The following is an 18,213-nucleotide window of genomic DNA, read 5'->3' as shown; positions in this document are numbered from 1 at the left end:
CATGCGCTGATCCTGATTTATATTGCTGAACCTGTCTAACGCGAGCCCAAATGAACGAACAATTGCAGCCACTGAAAAAGCAGTCCCGCGCACTTAAAAGTAGTCGCACCGGGACGCAGGACGATGTCGTTTATGCACATATTTTTGATGCCATTCTGGAGCAGCGCTTGGCTCCTGGCACCAAGTTGAGTGAAGAGGCCTTGGGGGAGATTTTTGGTGTCAGCCGGACCATCATCCGTCGTGCCTTGTCGCGTCTGGCGCATGAGGGAGTTGTGTTGCTGCGTCCCAACCGTGGCGCTGTGGTTGCCAGCCCCAGCGTTGAAGAAGCCCGGCAGATTTTCTATGCCCGGCGCATGGTTGAGCGGGCGATCACTGAGCTGGCAGTGCAATACGCTACAGTTGATCAGCTCAATGAGCTGCGTCAGATGGTAGAAGATGAGCAGATCAGCTTCTCCCGTGGCGACCGTGGCGCGGGTATTCGCTTATCCGGTGAGTTCCACCTGAAGTTGGCCGAAGCGGCGAAGAATGCCCCGCTGGTTAGCTTTCAGCGCAGCCTGGTATCGCAGACTTCGCTGATCATCGCCCAATACGAAAGTGGCAGCCGTTCGCATTGTTCTTACGATGAACACAATCAATTGATTGACGCAATCGAAGCGCGTGACGCCGAGCGCGCTGTTAGCTTGATGATGCATCACATGGATCACATCGACAGCAAGCTTAACCTCGACGAAGACAGTGCTTCGGATGACTTGCACGCAGTGTTTTCGCACCTGCTGCAAACCAAGAAAAAACCGGGCAAGACAATTCTCAACAATTGATCTGGCTTCACCATCAAAGAGCTTCGCAGGTGCTCTTTGATGGCTACCGCTGGCAGAGCGTCAGTTGTTGATCAGGCTCAGAAACTCGCTGCGTGTGGCCGCATTCTTGCGGAACTCACCGAGCATCACTGAGGTGACCATTGAGGAGTTTTGCTTCTCTACACCGCGCATCATCATGCACATGTGCTGGGCTTCGATGACTACCGCGACACCGAGCGCGCCGGTAACTTGCTGAATGGCTTCGGCAATTTGTCGGCTGAGGTTTTCCTGGATCTGCAAGCGGCGTGCATACATATCAACGATCCGCGCGATTTTCGACAAACCCAACACTTTTCCGCTCGGGATGTAGGCCACATGGGCCTTGCCGATAAAGGGCAGCAGGTGGTGTTCGCATAACGAATACAGCTCGATGTTCTTGACCAGTACCATTTCACTGGCATCAGAGCTGAATAGCGCGCCATTGGTGACTTCTTCCAGCGTTTGCTGGTAGCCACGGCAGAGATACTGCATGGCTTTTGCCGCGCGTTTTGGCGTGTCGAGCAGGCCTTCGCGGGACACATCTTCACCAAGTTGGCCAAGAATCTGGGTGTAGTTCTGTTCCAGGGACATTGATCTTCCTGTTGGGACTAACAAATATGCACAGACGCGCAGGGTAGGGTGCAGATTGCCGGCTGGCAAGCGCGGCGTACGCCAAGCTGATACAGATTTTGCGTCAATGAGGTTTAACGCTAACCAATTCTAAAGGTTGTGCGGTATTAATCTTCGTCGCGCCCGTCCATCATGGTGCGTTTGAGAATGATGTAAACCGCGCCCGTGCCGCCATGTTTGGGCTGGCAAGAGGTGAAGCCGAGCACTTGTGGATGCTGACGAAGCCAAGTGTTTACGTGGCTTTTGATCATGGGTTTGCGCCCGTCTATTCGTGCGGCTTTGCCATGGGTAACACGTACGCAGCGTACTTCGAGCTTGCACGCCTCTGCCAGGAATTCCCACAAGGTATCCCGGGCTTTCTCTACATTCATGCCATGCAGGTCCAGGCTGCCATCGAAGGCAATCTGGCCAAGCTTGAGCTTGCGCATCTGGCTTTCCTGCATACCGTTGGCGGCCCAATAGAGTGGGTCTTCAGCGCCGACGTCAATTACGAACTGGTCTGACAAACCATCAACCTTGATGCTGTTATCGCGCACCGTTGCGTTCTGGCGCAAGGTGGCCAGCTTGGTTTTATCAAGTTTGGGTTTACCGGTATCGGCGCGATCGTGCTTGATCGGCTTCACGCCCTTGAGTTGGGCTTGAAATAAAGAAAAATCATCGTCTTGCATTATGGCCTCCACACTGGCCACTAGTGTAACCAAGGCAGCGCTGTTTCTGCTGCCTTGTTGTGTTGAATAATCAAATAATCAGTGTACGGCGAGGGCGGATCACTTGCGCTTTTTCATCAGGTGGCGCGACATGCTCAAGTCGCCAGAGCGACGTAATCGGCGGCGGAACATACGCCACAGGGCGATGCCAAGCCAGAGCAAGAGAAGACCAACAACCAATAATACTGCTGAGGCCGCCGGGGAGTCGTTCAGGTTGCCCAGGGCTGATGGCCGGCCGAGCAGTGTTGCAGCTCCAGCCATGGCCAGGAGTACCCCGCCGGCCGCAAACAAGGCGGCAAGTACTGCGGTAAAGCGCAGGCGCCAGTTGCCTGGCTCACGAGGGCGCAAGCGGCGGGGATTAAAACCATCGGATTGCTTCATTCCGATTTCCTTTTGGGTATCGGCGTGTGACAGGCTCAGGTTCTAGTGGTTCCTTCGCTGCAAAGCTGTATCAAGTCGCTATTGCGTATTGCTGGCCATCAAAGGTGTATCTATCAGTTTAGTAGGCTGCTGGCATCTGCAACCACGGCGGCAAAGTTGTCAGCCAGCGCAATCATTTCAAACCGGTGCATCTCGGCGCCGCTGATAACCTGGCCATCCAAGGTCGGCAGGTCGCGAGTGGCGCATGCGGCGTTGACCATGGTGCAGCGGTAGCCGTAGTCCTTGGTCGCGCGCACTGTGCTGCTGACGCTGGAGTGGGTCATGAAACCGCAGACAATCAAGTCCAATCGCCCCAGCGCTTGCAGGCGCTCATGCAGGTCGGTGCCTGAGAATGCGTTAGGCAGGCGTTTTTCAATCACCAACTCACCCGGTAGTGGAGCCACCTCGGGGATATGTTCGCCGCGCGGGCCTCGTGGGTCGAGTACGCCATCGGGGATGCCCAAATGTTTAACATGAACAATAGGTGTGCCAATGGCCCGTGCTGCGTCGAGCAGCTTGGCGATTTCAGCCACCGCTTGCTCGACCTGCGGCAGTTTCAGTACACCGCTGCGGTACTCTTCCTGGGTATCGATAACCAACAGAGTCGCGGTCTTCAAGGTGGCAGGTGCATGGCTACGGCCAGTTAACTGCAGTAGCGTTTTGGGGTGTGACATTCAAAGGCTCCTTGTTGACTCTGACGACGCTATTCATTGTCTGCCTGTCTGGCGCTGCTGTGAACCCATTACTGCACTCGCAATGCAATACAGGTGAAAAGTTCAGTCATCCGCCTAGACTCAGACATTGGAAATATCGAGCAGTTTAAGGCTCGTAATGAGGTTGCTGCATTGGTGTTAAGCAGGCTGCGGAATCTGTGTGGGGGTGGATAATGGCAGTAAGCCATCCTAAAAAGCCAGTGCCCAACCCACAGAATTGCCAGTGCCAGCCGTTTTCTACTGTTGGCCGGCAGTATTGAAAAACTGAATTCTTGGTGCTGCGCAGCTATCAAATCCGGCTGTTGTGAGTACAGGGCGATTCTTATACTGAATTTCTGTCGCCGTTGCACTATCTGGTGTATTCGCAGTGCTTTCCCTTGTGCTGTTAAACTGCCGGATCAATTTAAAAGGAGAACCTGTGTGACTGACGTTGGCGCCGCCCGATCTACTCGTCTACAAACCATTCGTGATTACATCCGCCGGGCTGTGACTCGTTTCCAGGCCGCCGAGTTGTTTTATGGCCATGGTTCCGACAACGCTTGGGATGAGGCGCGTCAGCTGGTGCTCGGGGCTCTGCACCTGCCTTATGAGATCGCTGACAGCTATCTTGATTGTCGCCTAGAAGATGACGAACATGCCCATCTGCAAGATTTGCTGGCACGGCGCATCGATGACCGTGTTCCCACCGCCTACTTGCTCGGCGAAGCCTGGTTCTGCGGCTTGCCTTTCCTGGTTGATGAGCGTGTCTTGGTGCCGCGTTCACCTATTGCCGAATTGATCAACAGCCGGTTTCGGCCTTGGCTGGCTGCCGAGCCTGCGCGGATTCTCGACCTGTGCACCGGCTCTGGCTGTATTGGTATTGCCTGCGCTTACGAGTTTCTTGAGGCTGAAGTGGTGCTTGGCGATCTGTCGTTCGATGCGCTTGAGGTCGCTAATCAGAACATCGAGCGCCACGGTATCGAGGACCGTGTTTTCACCGTGCAGGGGGATGGGTTTTCCGGTTTGCCGGGCCAGCGTTTCGACCTGATCGTCTCGAATCCACCCTATGTCGATGCAGAAGATTTTGCTGACATGCCCGAAGAGTATCAGCACGAGCCTGCGCTGGGGCTTGCCTGTGGTGAAGACGGACTGGATCTGGTGCGACGCATGCTGGCTGAAGCGGCGGACCACTTGAACGATAACGGCGTGCTGATTGTTGAAGTGGGCAACAGCCAGGTTCACGTCGAAGCCCTGTATCCGGAAGTTGACTTCACGTGGCTTGATTTCCAGCAAGGCGGCCATGGCGTGTTTTTATTGCCTGCCAAGCTTTGCCGCGAGCATCAGGCGTTGTTTCGCTCGCGGCTCAATTAGCCAAAGCTTGCTGCCGGTTGGCTAATGGGTGGCGATCCAAATCAATAAGCCTGCCTGAAATACGCTGAAGGTCACCAGGCAGGCGATGGTAAAGCGCAAGCTGCCATCTTCACGTTTGTACTGCGCGGTCCGCTCTTCGAGCTTGCGCAGTTTGTTTTCCTGTTCATTGAGGGCTTGATCGGCGCGTTGCAGCATGGTGGCAGCTTCAAGTGTTTCGACTATCTGCACTTTTTCGCTGTGCCAGTCAGTGTGCAAGACGCTGACGCGCGCCGCGCTGTAGTTGGCTTTGAGTTGGAGCGGGTCCTGGTATTCAATGCTGAAGCCCTGGGTCTGCAGGAAGTGGTCACGGCGCGCGCGAGCGTCATCGGTCGGCGCATCTTTAACGTGCAATGCACCGCCTTCGACCAGGTAGTGCGCGCAATGCTGTTTCGCCCAGGCAATGCCTTGGGCCAGCAGGAAGCGGCCTAATCCACGATTACTCGGTTCAAGGTGCAGGCCTTTGTCTGGGCCGAAGCGCAATTCCCGTGAGCGGTGATCAATCCAGACTTCCAGGGTGTTGATCTGTTTGCGCACACTTTGCTCTGGAAGGGTGATTGTCAGGCGCAGCATGCTCAGCTGTGGACTATGACGCTCGACGCGACCCAGTTGCACAAAGCGCAGCGGTCGCGCCCCTGTATGGCGATCGATCGGCAGCGCTGCAAGCCGCAACAGCCGAAAGTGCTCAGCGCCCAGCTCCGACCAGGGATGGACCTTTGTCGCCTCTGCTTGTTGATCTGCGGTGGTCTCGTCAGTGGCGGGCGCTGGGGGTGTGTTCATGAATGGCGATCCTGTGCGCAGGTGTGATGCATGTGGTGTGCTTGCACAGGAGTTGTCGGCAGTTGGTGGGGAAACTGGAGGCGATCAGGTACGAAAGTTCTGAATAAAGTCCGTAATGTGCTGAGTTAAGCCGCGCGCCAAGGGCAATTTCGGGTTGTTGTACGAGGCCAGCTGCGCTTTTAGGTCGAGGGCAACGATGCGCATTATGTGGTTCATTCCCTCGATCAAGGCCAGTTGGGCCTGAGGATTTGCCTCTTTGAGCATCAGAGCATCGGCGACATCGACTTGAATATCGTGATTACCTTGGAGAATCAGTGCCGGTATCTTCAGCTCGGCAAATGCGCGGGCGGGGTCCTGGCGGAACAGGCTGATCAGGTAAGGCTGTACGGCCGGTCGGAATAGTACCTGCATGTCATCGGGTACATCGTCGGTGGTCTTGCCTGCTTTGAGCGTATCGAGAATACGCATGCTGATAGCCAGCTTTTCGGGTGGCAGGCGATGGCTGAGCTGCTCGCGCAGCACCTGATCAATGGGCCGCGCGCTGCCAGCGATTGAGATCAACGCATCTGCTTCGGCATGGGGCGCAGCCAGAGTTGCAATCAATGCGCCTTCACTGTGGCCAATCAACACCAGCTTGCTAAAACGCTTGTCAGCTTTCAGTTGGCGGCTCCAGCCCACGGCGTCTGCCACATAGCGTTCAACGCTAAGGTCACGCTCATCGGGTGTGGCGGGTTGGCTTTTGGCCACGCCACGTTTGTCGTAGCGCAGGCTGGCAATACCGTGCTTGGCCAGCGCGTAGGCCAGTTTGCGCAAGCCGTCATTATTGCCGCCGCCTGGGTTGTTGCCGTTACGATCCGTGGGGCCTGAGCCTGCGATAAGCAGAGCAACAGGAATTGCTTCACTGCTTTTTGGGGTGACCAAGGTGCCAAATAATTCGCCCTGGCTGGTTTGCAGGCTGACTGGACGTTGGGAGATTGGCGTCGGCGCTGCCTGGGCAAGACCGGCTAACAGGGGAAGCATCAAAAGCACTACTCGCAGCATGTTGGGCACTGCCTTAAGGGTTGAAGTAATGAAACGGGTTTAGCGCATTGGCCTGAAATGCCAGTGTTGTAACCGAGATCACTGAAGGCATCTTGGCATCACCGAGCTATTCGACGCGCATTGTTCAATAAGGTTCGAGGATGAAGTGTCGCACCACCGCAGGTATACTTGCGCGCTACCTTAATGTCTTGTTTGCCATGGTAGGCGCTGGGGCCTGAACACGATGTTGGCCCTGTGGCGATCATACCCATGGTTTTAATATCGCGGAGCGTTTTGCACATGTCCGGCAATACCTACGGCAAGCTGTTCACCGTCACTAGCGCAGGCGAAAGCCATGGTCCGGCGCTGGTCGCCATTGTTGATGGTTGCCCTCCAGGGCTCGAATTGTCGCTTGAAGACATGCAGCGCGATCTTGATCGGCGCAAGCCTGGCACCAGCCGCCATACCACCCAGCGTCAGGAAGACGATGTGGTTGAGATTCTTTCAGGTGTGTTCGAAGGTAAAACCACCGGCTGTTCCATTGGTTTGTTGATTCGCAATACCGACCAGAAGTCCAAGGACTATTCGGCAATCAAGGATGTCTTCCGGCCAGCGCACGCTGACTACAGCTATCACCACAAGTATGGCCTGCGAGATTACCGTGGCGGCGGGCGCAGCTCTGCACGCGAGACGGCCATGCGAGTTGCCGCCGGGGCCATCGCCAAGAAGTTCCTGGCGACCCAGGGCATTGTTATTCGGGGCTACATGAGCCAGCTCGGGCCGATCCAGATTCCCTTCAAAACCTGGGACAGCGTCGAGCAAAATGCATTTTTCTGTCCCGATCCAGACAAAGTGCCTGAGCTGGAAGCCTATATGGACCAGCTGCGCCGTGACCAAGACTCGGTTGGCGCAAAGATCACCGTTATTGCCGAAGGCGTGATGCCAGGCTTGGGCGAGCCAATCTTCGACCGTTTGGACGCTGAACTCGCCCATGCATTGATGAGCATCAATGCCGTCAAAGGGGTTGAGATTGGCGCCGGTTTTGACAGTGTTGCCCAGCGCGGCACTGAGCACCGTGACGAACTGACCCCGGAAGGATTTCTCAGCAATAATGCTGGCGGTATTCTCGGTGGAATATCTTCAGGCCAACCGATCATTGCGCACCTGGCATTGAAACCGACGTCGAGCATTACCACCCCTGGTCGCTCGATTGATATCAATGGCAATGCCGTCGAGATGATCACCAAAGGCCGACACGACCCTTGTGTTGGGATCAGGGCGACGCCGATTGCCGAGGCGATGATGGCGTTGGTGTTGATGGATCACCTGTTGCGCCATCGTGCGCAAAACGCTGATGTTCAGGTCGCAACACCGGTGCTACTGCAACTGTGAGGCGTTTTGCTTGCCCGTCCAGCGCGCAGCGCCTGACGCCTTCTGGTTGTCGGCTGCGCGTTTGGGTTAAGCGTTGAATGTCGGCTGCATTGCCATATTGGCGGTTGTCCGGGTTTTACTTCTTCTATTTCTCGCTGCTGGGCGGTACTGCACCGTTCTTGGCTTTGTATTTCGATCACCTGGGCTTTGCTCCGGCGCGCATCGGTGAGCTAGTGGCGATCCCCATGCTGATGCGCTGCATTGCGCCAAATATCTGGGGGTGGCTGGGGGATTATTCAGGGCAACGTCTTGCCATTGTGCGCTTTGGCGCGGTTGCGACCTTGCTTTGTTTCAGTGCCATTGTGTTCGATAAAAGCTATGCCTGGTTGGCGCTGGTAATGGGGCTGCATGCGTTTTTCTGGCATGCCGTGCTGCCTCAGTTCGAGGTCATTACCCTGGCGCACCTGCGTGAGCATACTGCGCGCTACAGCCAGATCCGCTTGTGGGGCAGTATTGGTTTTATCGTCGCGGTAGTGGGGCTTGGCCAGCTATTTGAGTGGGTCAGCCTTGATGCCTATCCCTGGGCGCTGATGCTGATCATGGCCGGCATCGCTGTGAGCAGCTTCTGGGTGCCCAACGCACAGCCGCAAAATCGCCCGCACCTACCTGTTGACGGTGGCTTTATCGCGCAACTGCGCCGCCCTGGGATTGCGGCGTTTTACCTTTGCGTTTGCTTGATGCAGCTGAGCAACGGCCCGTATTACACTTTTCTAAGTTTGCACTTGGAAAACCAAGGTTATAGCCGTGGCGTGGTCGGTGTGATGTGGGCGCTGGGTGTGCTCGCTGAGATCCTGTTGTTTATGTTCATGGCCAAGCTGTTGGTGCGATTCTCACTGCGCAAAGTGTTGCTGGCCAGCTTTCTGATCACCGCTGTGCGCTGGCTCTTGTTAGGTAACTTTGCTGATCACCTGTGGCTGTTGCTGTTAGCCCAGTTGATGCACGCGGCGACTTTTGGCAGCTTTCATGCTGCTGCAATACATTTTGTGCAGCGTAGCTTTGCAGATCGTCACCAAGGCCAGGGCCAGTCGCTTTATGCGGCTACGGCTGGGGTCGGTGGCGCATTGGGCGCACTCTACGCAGGCTACAGTTGGAATACATTGGGCGCGGCGTGGACCTTTTCACTCGCCAGCCTGGCAGTGCTTGTTGCTGCCCTCATTATTGCCACTCGTTTGCAGGAGGATCGGCCGTGAGCCTTGATCTACAACCAGAGCAACAGCAACCCGAGCATCATTATTTGAGCCGTGAGCACCTGACCCAACAGATTATTGATGCTGGGCGTTTCCTTTATGGAAAAGGTTGGTCGCCGGCCACCAGCAGTAATTATTCGGCACGGCTTGCCGATGACAAGGCGTTGTTGACTGTGTCAGGACGACACAAGGGCGAGCTGGGATTCAATGATGTGCTGGCAACCGATCTTGAAGGCAACAGCCTGGAAGAGGGCAAGAAGCCATCGGCAGAGACTCTGCTACACACCCAGCTATATAAGTGGCGCAAGGAAATCGGTGCAGTGCTGCACACCCATTCGGTTGGTGCCACAGTCCTTACCCGCCTTACCGAGGGCGAAAGCCTGCAGTTCGAAGATTACGAACTGCAGAAAGCCTTCAGTGGCGTGGTTACCCACCAGTCGGTGGTGACCGTGCCAATTTTTGATAATGACCAGGATATCGAGCGTTTGGCGTCCAAGGTCCTGCCCTGGCTTGAGGCGCACCCCGATTGTGCCGGCTACTTGATTCGTGGCCATGGTTTGTATACTTGGGGCGCGCAGATGAGTGATGCATTACGCCAAATCGAGGCATTCGAATTTTTGTTCGAGTGCGAGTTACGTGTGCGTGCGCTGCAAAAGAATTAGTCCATCACAGGGCTCCATAACCTTGCCCTGAAGACGTAGAAGGAACTCAGCTTATGAGTATGCTCAGTGTTTATCATGAGTCGTCACCTGAATTGCCGAACAAGGTGCTGACCCACCTTGAAGATATCGCCAGCACGCTCGACAGCGTAGGCGTGCGCTTCGAACGCTGGCAGGCAAACGCGCCCATTGCCGCCGGCGCAGGCTCCGATGAAGTATTGGCTGCCTACCGGAGCCAGATTGACCAACTGATGACCGAGCGCGGTTATGTCACCGTCGATGTTGTCAGCCTGACAGCCGATCATCCGCAAAAGGCTGAGCTGCGCGCCAAGTTTCTCGATGAGCATCGCCACGCTGAAGATGAGGTGCGTTTCTTTGTGGCCGGGCGGGGGTTGTTTACCTTGCACATCGATGATTTTGTCTATGCCGTGCTTTGCGAAAAGAATGACCTGATCTCAGTTCCTGCAGGTACGCGCCATTGGTTTGATATGGGTGAGAATCCGCACTTTGTGGCAATCCGCATGTTCAACAACCCTGAAGGTTGGGTGGCGCAATTTACCGGCGACGACATCGCCTCTAATTTCCCGGGTTTGGACGACTAAAGCGCTTGTAGCGCAAGGGTTGCAGTAAACCAGGGTATTTCAGTCAACAGGCCAGTGGTGTTGACCTATCTGGAGACAATATGCCGATCAAAGCAGTACTCACCGACATCGAAGGCACCACCAGCGCTGTTAGCTTTGTCTTCGATGTGTTGTTCCCTTTTGCCGCTGAGCATTTGCCGGACTTTGTATTGCAGCATGCCGATGAGCCTGCGGTTGCCGAGCAGCTGCAGGCGGTTCGGATTGAGGCGGGAGAGGACGACGCTGATACGGGGCGGGTGATCGAGATTCTGCTGGAGTGGATTATTGCCGATCGCAAGGCCACGCCATTAAAAGCCTTGCAAGGCATGGTGTGGGCGCAGGGTTATGCCAGTGGCCAGCTCAAGGGGCATGTGTACCCAGATGCGGTTGAAGCATTACGCCGTTGGCATCAGGCCGGTTATGCCTTGTACGTCTACTCTTCGGGGTCGATCCAAGCCCAGCAATTGATTTTTGGCTGCTCTGAGGCGGGTGACTTACGACCTCTGTTCAGTGGCTACTTCGACACCACCTCCGGGCTCAAGCGCGAGATCAGCTCATACCAGAACATTACCAGGGCGATTGGCTTGCCAGCACAGGAGATCGTTTTCCTGTCGGATATCGTTGAAGAGCTGGATGCCGCGCAGCAAGCGGGCATGCAAACCATTGGCCTGGCCCGGGCAGGCGGTGAGTTGCTCGGCCATGAAACCGTGGCCAGCTTCGCCGTGATTGACCTCGACCGTTTCTGATCGACTCGTCTGGTGCCATGCTCCCAGCTGGCGCCAGTGAGTTGTTTCAGCTAGCCAGCGTCGCTGGCTATCGCGAGTTGATCAATACTCGCATTCTTTCCATTTTCTCCGTTTTACTGTCATCACCAGCATTTATGCGTGGGTATGGGCCGCTGTGGGCGCGTGTCTGCGGGTTGGTTTGTGTCTGCAGCGCTCTTGGGAGAACTGTCTCGACTATGCTGAAGGGTAATGGTGGATTGCCTTGTAACCATTTTGAAAGAGGTGACAGGCGGAATCGATCATGGCGCGGATTGTCTTATTTTTGGCGCAATCTGCAAAAAATTACGGATAGATTAACGGCAAGGTTGTAGTCAGGTAATAACAACAATAATTGCGCGCAGCCAAGCTGCCGTTACGTGAGAGGAAGATGGTTATGCCTCGTTATCTGGTAATCCTGCTTATACCGGCAATGGTCCTGGCGATAGGCTATTTGTCGCATACCCCCGCTGATAACAAATTAATCAGGTACTCGGCCGAGCAAACGATGCCTGTTGCCAGTATTGGCGATTTGTTCAGCCGTTAGGACTTGCCGTCCGGCTCAGGACACAAGCTGACAGCCTGATCTTGGCGCCGTCAAAAACCACTTTCGCGTAGCAAGACTGCAAATAGGTGGGTGACGGCTTCGCCCAGCAGGCTGCGTCTGGCACCTTCAATTTGGATATCGCCCAAGGTTTCATGTCGACCAAACGGGGCTTCGTCCAGTTGAATCAGCACATGAAACAGTGATTCGGTTGGCGTCAGGTCATTGCTGTCTTGCTTGGTGGGTAAGGGGCCGCCAAAGCGCGAGGCGAGCATGGGATTGGCGAGCTGGTTGCTGCGCGTACTGCCAATGGCGATAACCTTGCCGGATACCGGTGTCGGCTGGCCTTTGGCATAAAAGCGTACGGGATCACCAATGCTCAATCGATGCACTTCATCCTGTTGCACATAGCCATCTGCCTGCCAGCGATCCGTCGCGATCAGTACGCCAATGGGCTCCTTGTTGCTGATCCACTGGCCGGCCTTCCAGTCCGGATTGATATCCAGCCATTGGCCATCGAAAGGGGCCTTCAAGACCAGTCGATCGATTTCAGATTGGGCCGAGCGAGCCTGTTCAAACTCCACCCACAGCCGTTGGCGGGTTGCCGCTTGCAGTCTCAATCCCGAGCTATCGGCTTGCAGGCCGGTAAGTTGAGACTCGATATTGCGCATGCTGGTTTCACTTTGGCGCAGCTTGGAGACTATATCTGGCTGGTCAAGAATGGCCAGTTTGTCGCCTGCGCTGACTTGGCCTTGGGGATGAATGCGCTGGATATGGGCGGGATAGGGCGAGAACACCTGTACCTGTTGCTCTGCACGCGCAACACCATGAATATGAATCTGGGAGTGCCAAGGTAGCGCCAGAAGCAGGATGATGGCTGCAAGTATTGTCACGAAGATATAGCGTCGTCCTTTGCGTACTTCGCTACGGTTTTGCCACCAGTGTTTTAACTCTCGCCAGATCGGCATAAAAATGAACCATGAAAGTTCGACGATGAATAGGAAGATGCCCAGCAATTTGAAGAACAGCAAGTAAACCGCAACGGCAATCCCCAGAAACAGTACCAGTCGGTACAGCCAGGTAATAAAAGCAAAGACAATCAGTGCACGACGTTTGCCAGGGCTGAATACCTCTGGCCAGGGTTCATCCAGACCCAGCAAGCTGCGGCGCAGGAATATCCGTGCCTGGGCCGACGAGCGCTCATGCAGGTTGGGAAAGTCGAGAATATCCGAGAGGATGAAGTAGCCATCAAAGCGCATAAAGGGGCTGGCATTGAGCGCCAACGAGAGAATCCAGCCAGTGGTGGCAAGATAAAGTAAGGCATTGCGCAGCGGCCCCGGATCACACAGTGCCCAACCCAGTGTTGCCAGTCCTGCCAGTGACAGTTCGGTGATAATTCCCGCGCTGGCGATGGCCAGGCGTTGACTCGACCTGGGCAGGCGCCAGCTTTCGCCGGTGTCGGTGTAGAGCATCGGCCACAGCACCACGAATGCCACGCCCATGTGCGCAACACGCAAGCCCAGGCGGGTCGCGACCAAGGCATGTCCCAGTTCGTGAAGGGTTTTACCGACGATCAAGGCCATGGCGAAGCCGAGCAAGCCTTCCATCGAGAATGACTCGACGACATCGTGGGTAAATGTATCCCACTGATGCATGACCATCACTATGCCCATCAGGCTGAGCATGAGGATCAGTAGCCCGGTCTTGCGGTTGAACAACCAGCCGATTGCGTGATTGAGCGCACTTAAATGCTTCTGCGGTCTAAGCAGCGGAATCCGAAAGAACAGGTAATGATGCAACCACCACTTCCAGCTCAAGCCGCTGTTACCTTCGCTGCGTTGGCTGAGGCGATCGGTGGCTTGCATATTTGGGCGTAGTAGTTGGTTTTGCTCCAGAAACTGGCTGAATTCCACAACCTGTTCAGGATCAGGTTGCAGCGCGGTTTGCTCGGCTATTTGCGCACTTATCTGTTTCGGCGTCTGGCCCCAGCGCAGCAGGCATTCAAACTCCAGCCAGCCAATCTGGTAATAGCGGTTGATCACGGTGTCTTCAATTACCCAACTGGGTTCGCCGCTTTCGGTAATCGCCGCCTCGCTCAAGCGCAGATCCTCGCGCAGCGGAGGCAGAGGCAGCTCGGTTGGATCGATCATTACCAGCCCGTCCAGGCCCGTACAGCAGACAGCGGACGGCGCAGCAGGTAATAACCGAGCATCACGCGGTCACCGTAGAGCTTGGCGGTGCCATGCAGGCCAAGGCGCGCATGTTTGGATTCGCCGTCAACGCTAGCCAGGAGCCGGTACGCGACCACGCCTTCATCAGTTGGCTTGGCTTTATAGCTGGTTTCCAATACCTCTCCCTGTACCGGGCTCAGCGGATAGGCGGTCAGGTACAAGGTCACCGGCGCGCCAGGTTCGAGGGCAATGGCATCGGCAACCGGCAGTTGGATGCGCATTGCCGGGGTTTGCGGGTTCGCAACCTGGAGGATTCGCTCGCCGGTGACAACCGGTTTACCGAGCCACTCGTTAGGATCACTGAATACCGCGACGCCGGCTGTTGGCGATGTCACTTGGGTGCGTTGCAGTTGTGAAAGCACCGCATCCAGCTCGGCCCGGCGTTGCTGGGCGCGACCATTGAGCAGCGTCAGTTCGCTTTTACTTTGGATATTATCGAATGCACGTTGACTGGCGGCCAGCAACTCAGCATCTGCCACCGCGACCTCCTTGGTCAGCACATCGGCGCGATTACGCAGCGTGGTTTCGTCCAGGGTGAACAGCAGCGTACCGGCCTCAACCGGCTGATTGGGCCGTACCAGCATTTGCGAGATAACGCCGTCGATTGGTGAGCTTACGACCTGAGCCTGGCGTGACACTATTTCCGCAGGCGCGAGTACAGTTTGGCGAACCGGGATAAGCAACAAGGCACACAGCACCAGTGCACTGATTAGCAACTGGCGCTTGCTTGGACGCCAGCCGAGAAGCTTGTGCTGTACGGTCAATGCCGCCCAGCAGTACGACCAGGTTTTCCAGAGGCCGTCGAGCAGCGGTATCAGAGGCTCTTGGGGTGGTTGTTCAAGTAGAAACAAGACAAGCCCGAGACGTTGTCCTTGTGCATCCACGATAGGCACACAGAATATTCCACTTGGCCACCATTCAGCCCAGCCTTGGGCAATGTCTTCCGGTGGTTCGAGTGCCTCGCGGGCAAGCCATTGTGCAGAGTTGTCTGGCATTTGCTCGCTGAGCCAGCGGCTGGCACGGCCCAGCCAGATCAAATAAGGCGAGTCTTCTGTTGGCTTTACCAATCCTGAGACGCAGAGCAGTTCGAGCTTTTCACCTCGCTGAGCCATGACCAATGCTTGCCGATACTTCAGCAGCGGATAAAGGTCATTGGCCATTGAGAAGGCCAGAGCGTTGAGGGTCTCGGCTTGTAACGCACGGTCGCGAAGGACGTTAAGGCTCAGTAATAGTTGAGGGTGAGGCAGTTGATCACTCATTTGCGGCTGGGAAACGGGCAATTCCACTCATTCCTACAATCAATTCTGGATGTTCGGCATCGAGTTTGGCTTCAAGCTCAACCGTCTGTGCGACAGCGTCTACGCGCGCATTTATTGCTGTGATATGGGCGGTATAGGTCTTGCCTGTTTCATAGATGCTCACTTCCAGTGGCATGCCTTCGCGCAATGTTGGCAAACGTGTTGAAGGCACATTCAAACGAACCTTCAATGCGCCATCACTGACCAAGTCAAACAGCGGAGCACCGGCGCTGACGGTTTGGTAGGCCTTGACATGAATCTTGGCTACGCGGCCGCCAAATGGCGCCTTGACCACACAGTAACCACTCTGCGCCTGAGCCATAAGTCGAGCACCGTCAGCCTTCTGAACTTCAGTTGAGGCAATGGCTACCTCCAAATCGCCAACTGCATCCAGCTTACGCAGGTTTTGCTTGGCCGAGAGGTTTTGCTTGGCCATGGTCAGCTCTGCGGCAGCGACTTTGGCTCGGGCTTGTGCCTCCTGGCAGTTAAGTTGCGCCAGCACGGCATCTTTTTTGACTTGCTTGCCGAGCGTCACATTGAGTTCGCCAAGGGTGCCATTCATTTGGCTGGATAGCGTGGTTTCTAGATCGGCAGCGAGTAGTACGCGAATGGCCGATGGGTCTGCTAGTTCCTGGGCGGTGACGGGTGTCTCGGCGACGACGGAGGTCGCCATGATTCCTGCTAAAAGTGCTGCGATCACGGCGGTATTACGACGGCGTTGAAGCATTGGTGCTTCCTTGTGTCAGAGGAAGTAGTTTGTCTTGTTCCTGTTGATCCATTTTTCTCTTGAGCTCATCGGCAAGGGTTTTGACGTCATAGCTCTTGACCACTTCGGGCATGATATCCAGACCAATCGAGTTATAGAGCCGACCCCATGCCGCCTGGGTGTTGGAGTAGGCCGCTTCACGTTGATAACGTGAGAGCAGGTAGCGACCTTCTGCACGAATAACCTCCAGTTCCGAGCCAACGGCTGTGCTTTTGGCGGCGCGGGCATAGCTAAGTAGGCTTTGATCGACGCGCAGGCTTTCGTTGGCGAACTCAAGTTGCTCATGGGACAGCTGATAGCGCAGGGCGCCTACACGCACCTGGGTGAGGATCGCCATGGACAAGGCCAGACGGCGCGTGTCATCGGTTTTGGTTTGCGACTCCTCCGCGTTATTCAGTGCCGGTAGCTGCAGCATGCGGATCAGGTTGACCGATACCTGAAGCCCCGTTTCGGACCAACTGTTGTTGTACAGGTACTTGTTGGAGTCGTATTGGTAGCTCCAGTTGACGCTGACGTTGGGCCACAACTGGGCCTTGGCGATTTTCAAGTCATTGGCATTGACCCGCTTTCGATACCATTCCTCCATGATCTCGGGGCGGTTTTCCAGCGCTGCTTGCTCAAGGTTGCCTATGTCTGCTTTGAGCTCTGGCATTTGCGGCTCGGGTTCATCACTGAGCACCATTTTTGAGCCAGGGGGGAGTGACATCAGCGCAGACAACTCGGCCTGCGCGAACTCCAGGTCTTGGCGACGCACACTTAATAGGTCAATCGAGTCGATAAGTGCTCGTTGATAGGCGAGCGCTTCCTGGCGTGGTAGCAAGCCGCGGTCTTCGGCCGAGCGTGCAGCGGTAAGTGCGCTATGGGTGCGCTCCAGGAGCTGGTCGACTTCCGGCATCAGGCGCTGAGCGGCGAGGGCGCGCCAGTAGGCATTGCGCACATCTTGGAGTACGTTCTGCGCCACTTTGCGGCGGCGCTCCTCGGCCATCATGATTTGGTCGGTTTTTTGCTGCGTACGGTAATAGGCAACACCGAAATCCAACAGGCTCCAACTCAGGCCAAGACTGTCGATATCGCGATAACGCTCTTCTGAAGTGGATGCGCGCAAACTCTGTTGGCGATCTTCAATACCAATCGAGGTGCCGCCTGAGTCATTGTTGCGTCCGGCGTAACCGGCGGATGCGACCAGGCGCGGCAGCATCTCGTGGCTGGACACGTCGCGCAGGTCAGCCGCTAAAGCGCTTTCCATGAGCTTGAGGCGGTAGTCGAGGTTGTATTTCAGCGCCCGAGCGACCGCTTCATAAAAGCTAATAGGGTGGGTGACGGGTTCTTGGTCCGCGTACATTCGCGCTTGATCTTCAAGGATCCGCTGTTGTTGCTCCTCTACCGTGTAGGGGCGAGGCTCCATGGAATTGCACGCAGTTAGCAGGGTTGCTGCGATGGCAAGACTAAGGGATTTAGCTGGGCGATTTAGCATTGCGATCCTTGCTCTGTCAGGGGCATTAACGGTAAGTAAAGCATCGATTGGCGATAACGCAGTGCCAACTTACAACCCAAAATCACTAAAGGGCCTATAACCTTGCGTAAGTGCTCTGTCGCACTTTTGGCTAAGCCCCGGGGTTAACTGTAGTTATTGTGTTGTTGGATCACAGCGTCGATTGTCTTGCTGGTGATCTCATCCTATATAGATAGTTGTAATCTCAGGGGGTTGTCCAGCCCTTCTTTTCATTTAATGCGAAATGAATAGTTTCGACTGCAAGCCCATGCTTGAGCGGTCTGCACTGTCAGGATGAGTGCTGGGCGTTATGGATACTGCGCCTGTTGGGCGAGGCGACCTATATAGAGCAGCATTCGACTGGATTCTTTGGGTGATGATAGTTTTTTGGCCCAGACTCAAATAAACCCTTGACGGCAAATCTGAGGTGCCTATAATGCGCACCTCTTCCGGCGTAGACCTCTCGGGAAACCTCTTGTAAAACAAGAAGTTAGCTTAAAAAAGAGGGGTTGCAAAACAGCGAAAGCTGTGTAGAATGCGCCGGGCTCTGAAGGGTGTTTTGAATAGCCTTTAGAGTGATCGCCTCGGTGATCGGAAGCGGTAGAAAAAGAGGTGTTGACAGCGGTTTTGAACGCTGTAGAATGCGCCTCCCGCTGACGAGAAGCTGGTTTGATCGGAAGCGCAAGTGGTTGAGTAGAAACGGTTTTCTTCGGAAAAGAACTTCGAAAAACA

General features: G+C 55.3%; 18 protein-coding genes. 7 read left to right on the top strand and 11 right to left on the bottom strand.

Annotated elements, in window-relative coordinates; genetic code table 11:
* Positions 1-50: 50 nt before the first annotated feature.
* Positions 51-818: a GntR family transcriptional regulator gene (locus tag AACY26_RS00090; protein WP_339509726.1), complete on the top strand. Its 768-nt coding sequence runs from the start codon at positions 51-53 to the stop codon at positions 816-818.
* Between the two features lie 60 nt (positions 819-878).
* On the opposite strand, the gene folE is transcribed toward AACY26_RS00090, so the two are convergent.
* The 4 genes from folE to AACY26_RS00070 form a co-directional block, all read right to left on the bottom strand.
* Positions 879-1,427, bottom strand: coding sequence for a GTP cyclohydrolase I FolE (gene folE, locus AACY26_RS00085; RefSeq protein WP_010488718.1), 549 nt, complete (start codon positions 1,425-1,427; stop codon positions 879-881).
* Positions 1,428-1,573: 146 nt separating this feature from the next.
* Positions 1,574-2,134, bottom strand: coding sequence for a Smr/MutS family protein (locus AACY26_RS00080; RefSeq protein WP_010488717.1), 561 nt, complete (start codon positions 2,132-2,134; stop codon positions 1,574-1,576).
* A gap of 99 nt (positions 2,135-2,233) precedes the next feature.
* Positions 2,234-2,554 carry a hypothetical protein gene (locus AACY26_RS00075; protein WP_339509723.1) on the bottom strand — a complete coding sequence of 107 codons (321 nt, stop codon included), beginning with the start codon at positions 2,552-2,554 and terminating at the stop codon, positions 2,234-2,236.
* Positions 2,555-2,667: 113 nt separating this feature from the next.
* Positions 2,668-3,267: a cysteine hydrolase family protein gene (locus AACY26_RS00070; RefSeq protein ID WP_339509722.1), complete on the bottom strand. Its 600-nt coding sequence runs from the start codon at positions 3,265-3,267 to the stop codon at positions 2,668-2,670.
* A gap of 459 nt (positions 3,268-3,726) precedes the next feature.
* Here AACY26_RS00070 and prmB point away from each other — a divergent pair, with 459 nt between their 5' ends.
* Positions 3,727-4,656 carry a 50S ribosomal protein L3 N(5)-glutamine methyltransferase gene (gene prmB / locus AACY26_RS00065; RefSeq protein ID WP_339509720.1) on the top strand — a complete coding sequence of 310 codons (930 nt, stop codon included), beginning with the start codon at positions 3,727-3,729 and terminating at the stop codon, positions 4,654-4,656.
* Between the two features lie 21 nt (positions 4,657-4,677).
* Here the strand turns inward: prmB and AACY26_RS00060 are convergent, their stop codons facing one another.
* On the bottom strand, positions 4,678-5,472 hold the full coding sequence (locus AACY26_RS00060; RefSeq protein ID WP_339509718.1) for a hypothetical protein: 795 nt from the start codon (positions 5,470-5,472) through the stop codon (positions 4,678-4,680).
* 84 nt (positions 5,473-5,556) lie between these two features.
* The gene (locus AACY26_RS00055) at positions 5,557-6,513 is read right to left on the bottom strand and encodes an alpha/beta hydrolase (RefSeq protein ID WP_339509716.1); all 957 of its coding nucleotides are present in this window, start codon (positions 6,511-6,513) and stop codon (positions 5,557-5,559) included.
* Positions 6,514-6,792: 279 nt separating this feature from the next.
* On the opposite strand from AACY26_RS00055, the gene aroC reads away from it, so the two are divergent.
* The 5 genes from aroC (at position 6,793) to mtnC (ending at position 11,135) form a co-directional block, all read left to right on the top strand.
* Positions 6,793-7,884, top strand: coding sequence for a chorismate synthase (aroC, locus tag AACY26_RS00050; protein ID WP_339509714.1), 1,092 nt, complete (start codon positions 6,793-6,795; stop codon positions 7,882-7,884).
* 77 nt (positions 7,885-7,961) lie between these two features.
* A complete protein-coding gene (locus AACY26_RS00045) occupies positions 7,962-9,113 on the top strand; it encodes an MFS transporter (protein WP_339509712.1) in 1,152 nt (383 codons plus the stop codon).
* Between the two features lie 44 nt (positions 9,114-9,157).
* Positions 9,158-9,772, top strand: coding sequence for a methylthioribulose 1-phosphate dehydratase (locus AACY26_RS00040; RefSeq protein WP_339511646.1), 615 nt, complete (start codon positions 9,158-9,160; stop codon positions 9,770-9,772).
* Between the two features lie 53 nt (positions 9,773-9,825).
* Entirely contained in the window at positions 9,826-10,371 is a 546-nt protein-coding gene (locus tag AACY26_RS00035; RefSeq protein ID WP_339509711.1) for a 1,2-dihydroxy-3-keto-5-methylthiopentene dioxygenase, read from the top strand.
* Positions 10,372-10,451: 80 nt separating this feature from the next.
* Entirely contained in the window at positions 10,452-11,135 is a 684-nt protein-coding gene (gene mtnC, locus AACY26_RS00030; protein ID WP_339509710.1) for an acireductone synthase, read from the top strand.
* A gap of 612 nt (positions 11,136-11,747) precedes the next feature.
* Here mtnC and AACY26_RS00025 read toward each other — a convergent pair.
* From AACY26_RS00025 to AACY26_RS00005, 5 genes are all read right to left on the bottom strand, one after another.
* A complete protein-coding gene (locus tag AACY26_RS00025) occupies positions 11,748-13,844 on the bottom strand; it encodes an HlyD family efflux transporter periplasmic adaptor subunit (RefSeq protein ID WP_339509708.1) in 2,097 nt (698 codons plus the stop codon).
* Positions 13,844-15,184 (bottom strand): efflux RND transporter periplasmic adaptor subunit, encoded by a 1,341-nt coding sequence (locus tag AACY26_RS00020; RefSeq protein ID WP_339509706.1) that lies wholly within the window; start codon positions 15,182-15,184, stop codon positions 13,844-13,846. The genes AACY26_RS00025 and AACY26_RS00020 overlap by 1 nt, the downstream gene beginning before the upstream one ends.
* Positions 15,177-15,950 (bottom strand): efflux RND transporter periplasmic adaptor subunit, encoded by a 774-nt coding sequence (locus AACY26_RS00015; RefSeq protein WP_445261246.1) that lies wholly within the window; start codon positions 15,948-15,950, stop codon positions 15,177-15,179. Before AACY26_RS00015 ends, AACY26_RS00020 begins: the two co-directional genes overlap by 8 nt.
* Positions 15,931-17,463 (bottom strand): TolC family protein, encoded by a 1,533-nt coding sequence (locus AACY26_RS00010; RefSeq protein ID WP_339509704.1) that lies wholly within the window; start codon positions 17,461-17,463, stop codon positions 15,931-15,933. The genes AACY26_RS00015 and AACY26_RS00010 overlap by 20 nt, the downstream gene beginning before the upstream one ends.
* A gap of 508 nt (positions 17,464-17,971) precedes the next feature.
* Positions 17,972-18,213: hypothetical protein (locus tag AACY26_RS00005; protein ID WP_339509702.1), on the bottom strand; the 242-nt coding region annotated here is incomplete at its 5' end.

This window comes from Pseudomonas sp. RL_15y_Pfl2_60, from assembly GCF_963970595.1.
Taxonomy (GTDB): Bacteria; Pseudomonadota; Gammaproteobacteria; order Pseudomonadales; family Pseudomonadaceae; genus Aquipseudomonas.
The sequence above is the reverse complement of the archived record's forward strand: the minus strand, read 5'-3'. Positions and strand labels throughout refer to the sequence as shown.

Coding starts and splice junctions, on each gene's coding strand:
- AACY26_RS00025 (WP_339509708.1), bottom strand. CDS start 13,844: ATGATCGATCCAACCGAGCTGCCTCTGCCTCCGCTGCGCGAGGATCTG.
- AACY26_RS00055 (WP_339509716.1), bottom strand. CDS start 6,513: ATGCTGCGAGTAGTGCTTTTGATGCTTCCCCTGTTAGCCGGTCTTGCC.
- AACY26_RS00080 (WP_010488717.1), bottom strand. CDS start 2,134: ATGCAAGACGATGATTTTTCTTTATTTCAAGCCCAACTCAAGGGCGTG.
- aroC (WP_339509714.1), top strand. CDS start 6,793: ATGTCCGGCAATACCTACGGCAAGCTGTTCACCGTCACTAGCGCAGGC.
- AACY26_RS00010 (WP_339509704.1), bottom strand. CDS start 17,463: ATGCTAAATCGCCCAGCTAAATCCCTTAGTCTTGCCATCGCAGCAACC.
- AACY26_RS00060 (WP_339509718.1), bottom strand. CDS start 5,472: ATGAACACACCCCCAGCGCCCGCCACTGACGAGACCACCGCAGATCAA.
- AACY26_RS00045 (WP_339509712.1), top strand. CDS start 7,962: ATGTCGGCTGCATTGCCATATTGGCGGTTGTCCGGGTTTTACTTCTTC.
- AACY26_RS00015 (WP_445261246.1), bottom strand. CDS start 15,950: ATGCTTCAACGCCGTCGTAATACCGCCGTGATCGCAGCACTTTTAGCA.
- AACY26_RS00090 (WP_339509726.1), top strand. CDS start 51: ATGAACGAACAATTGCAGCCACTGAAAAAGCAGTCCCGCGCACTTAAA.
- AACY26_RS00070 (WP_339509722.1), bottom strand. CDS start 3,267: ATGTCACACCCCAAAACGCTACTGCAGTTAACTGGCCGTAGCCATGCA.
- AACY26_RS00075 (WP_339509723.1), bottom strand. CDS start 2,554: ATGAAGCAATCCGATGGTTTTAATCCCCGCCGCTTGCGCCCTCGTGAG.
- AACY26_RS00035 (WP_339509711.1), top strand. CDS start 9,826: ATGAGTATGCTCAGTGTTTATCATGAGTCGTCACCTGAATTGCCGAAC.
- folE (WP_010488718.1), bottom strand. CDS start 1,427: ATGTCCCTGGAACAGAACTACACCCAGATTCTTGGCCAACTTGGTGAA.
- AACY26_RS00020 (WP_339509706.1), bottom strand. CDS start 15,184: ATGAGTGATCAACTGCCTCACCCTCAACTATTACTGAGCCTTAACGTC.
- mtnC (WP_339509710.1), top strand. CDS start 10,452: ATGCCGATCAAAGCAGTACTCACCGACATCGAAGGCACCACCAGCGCT.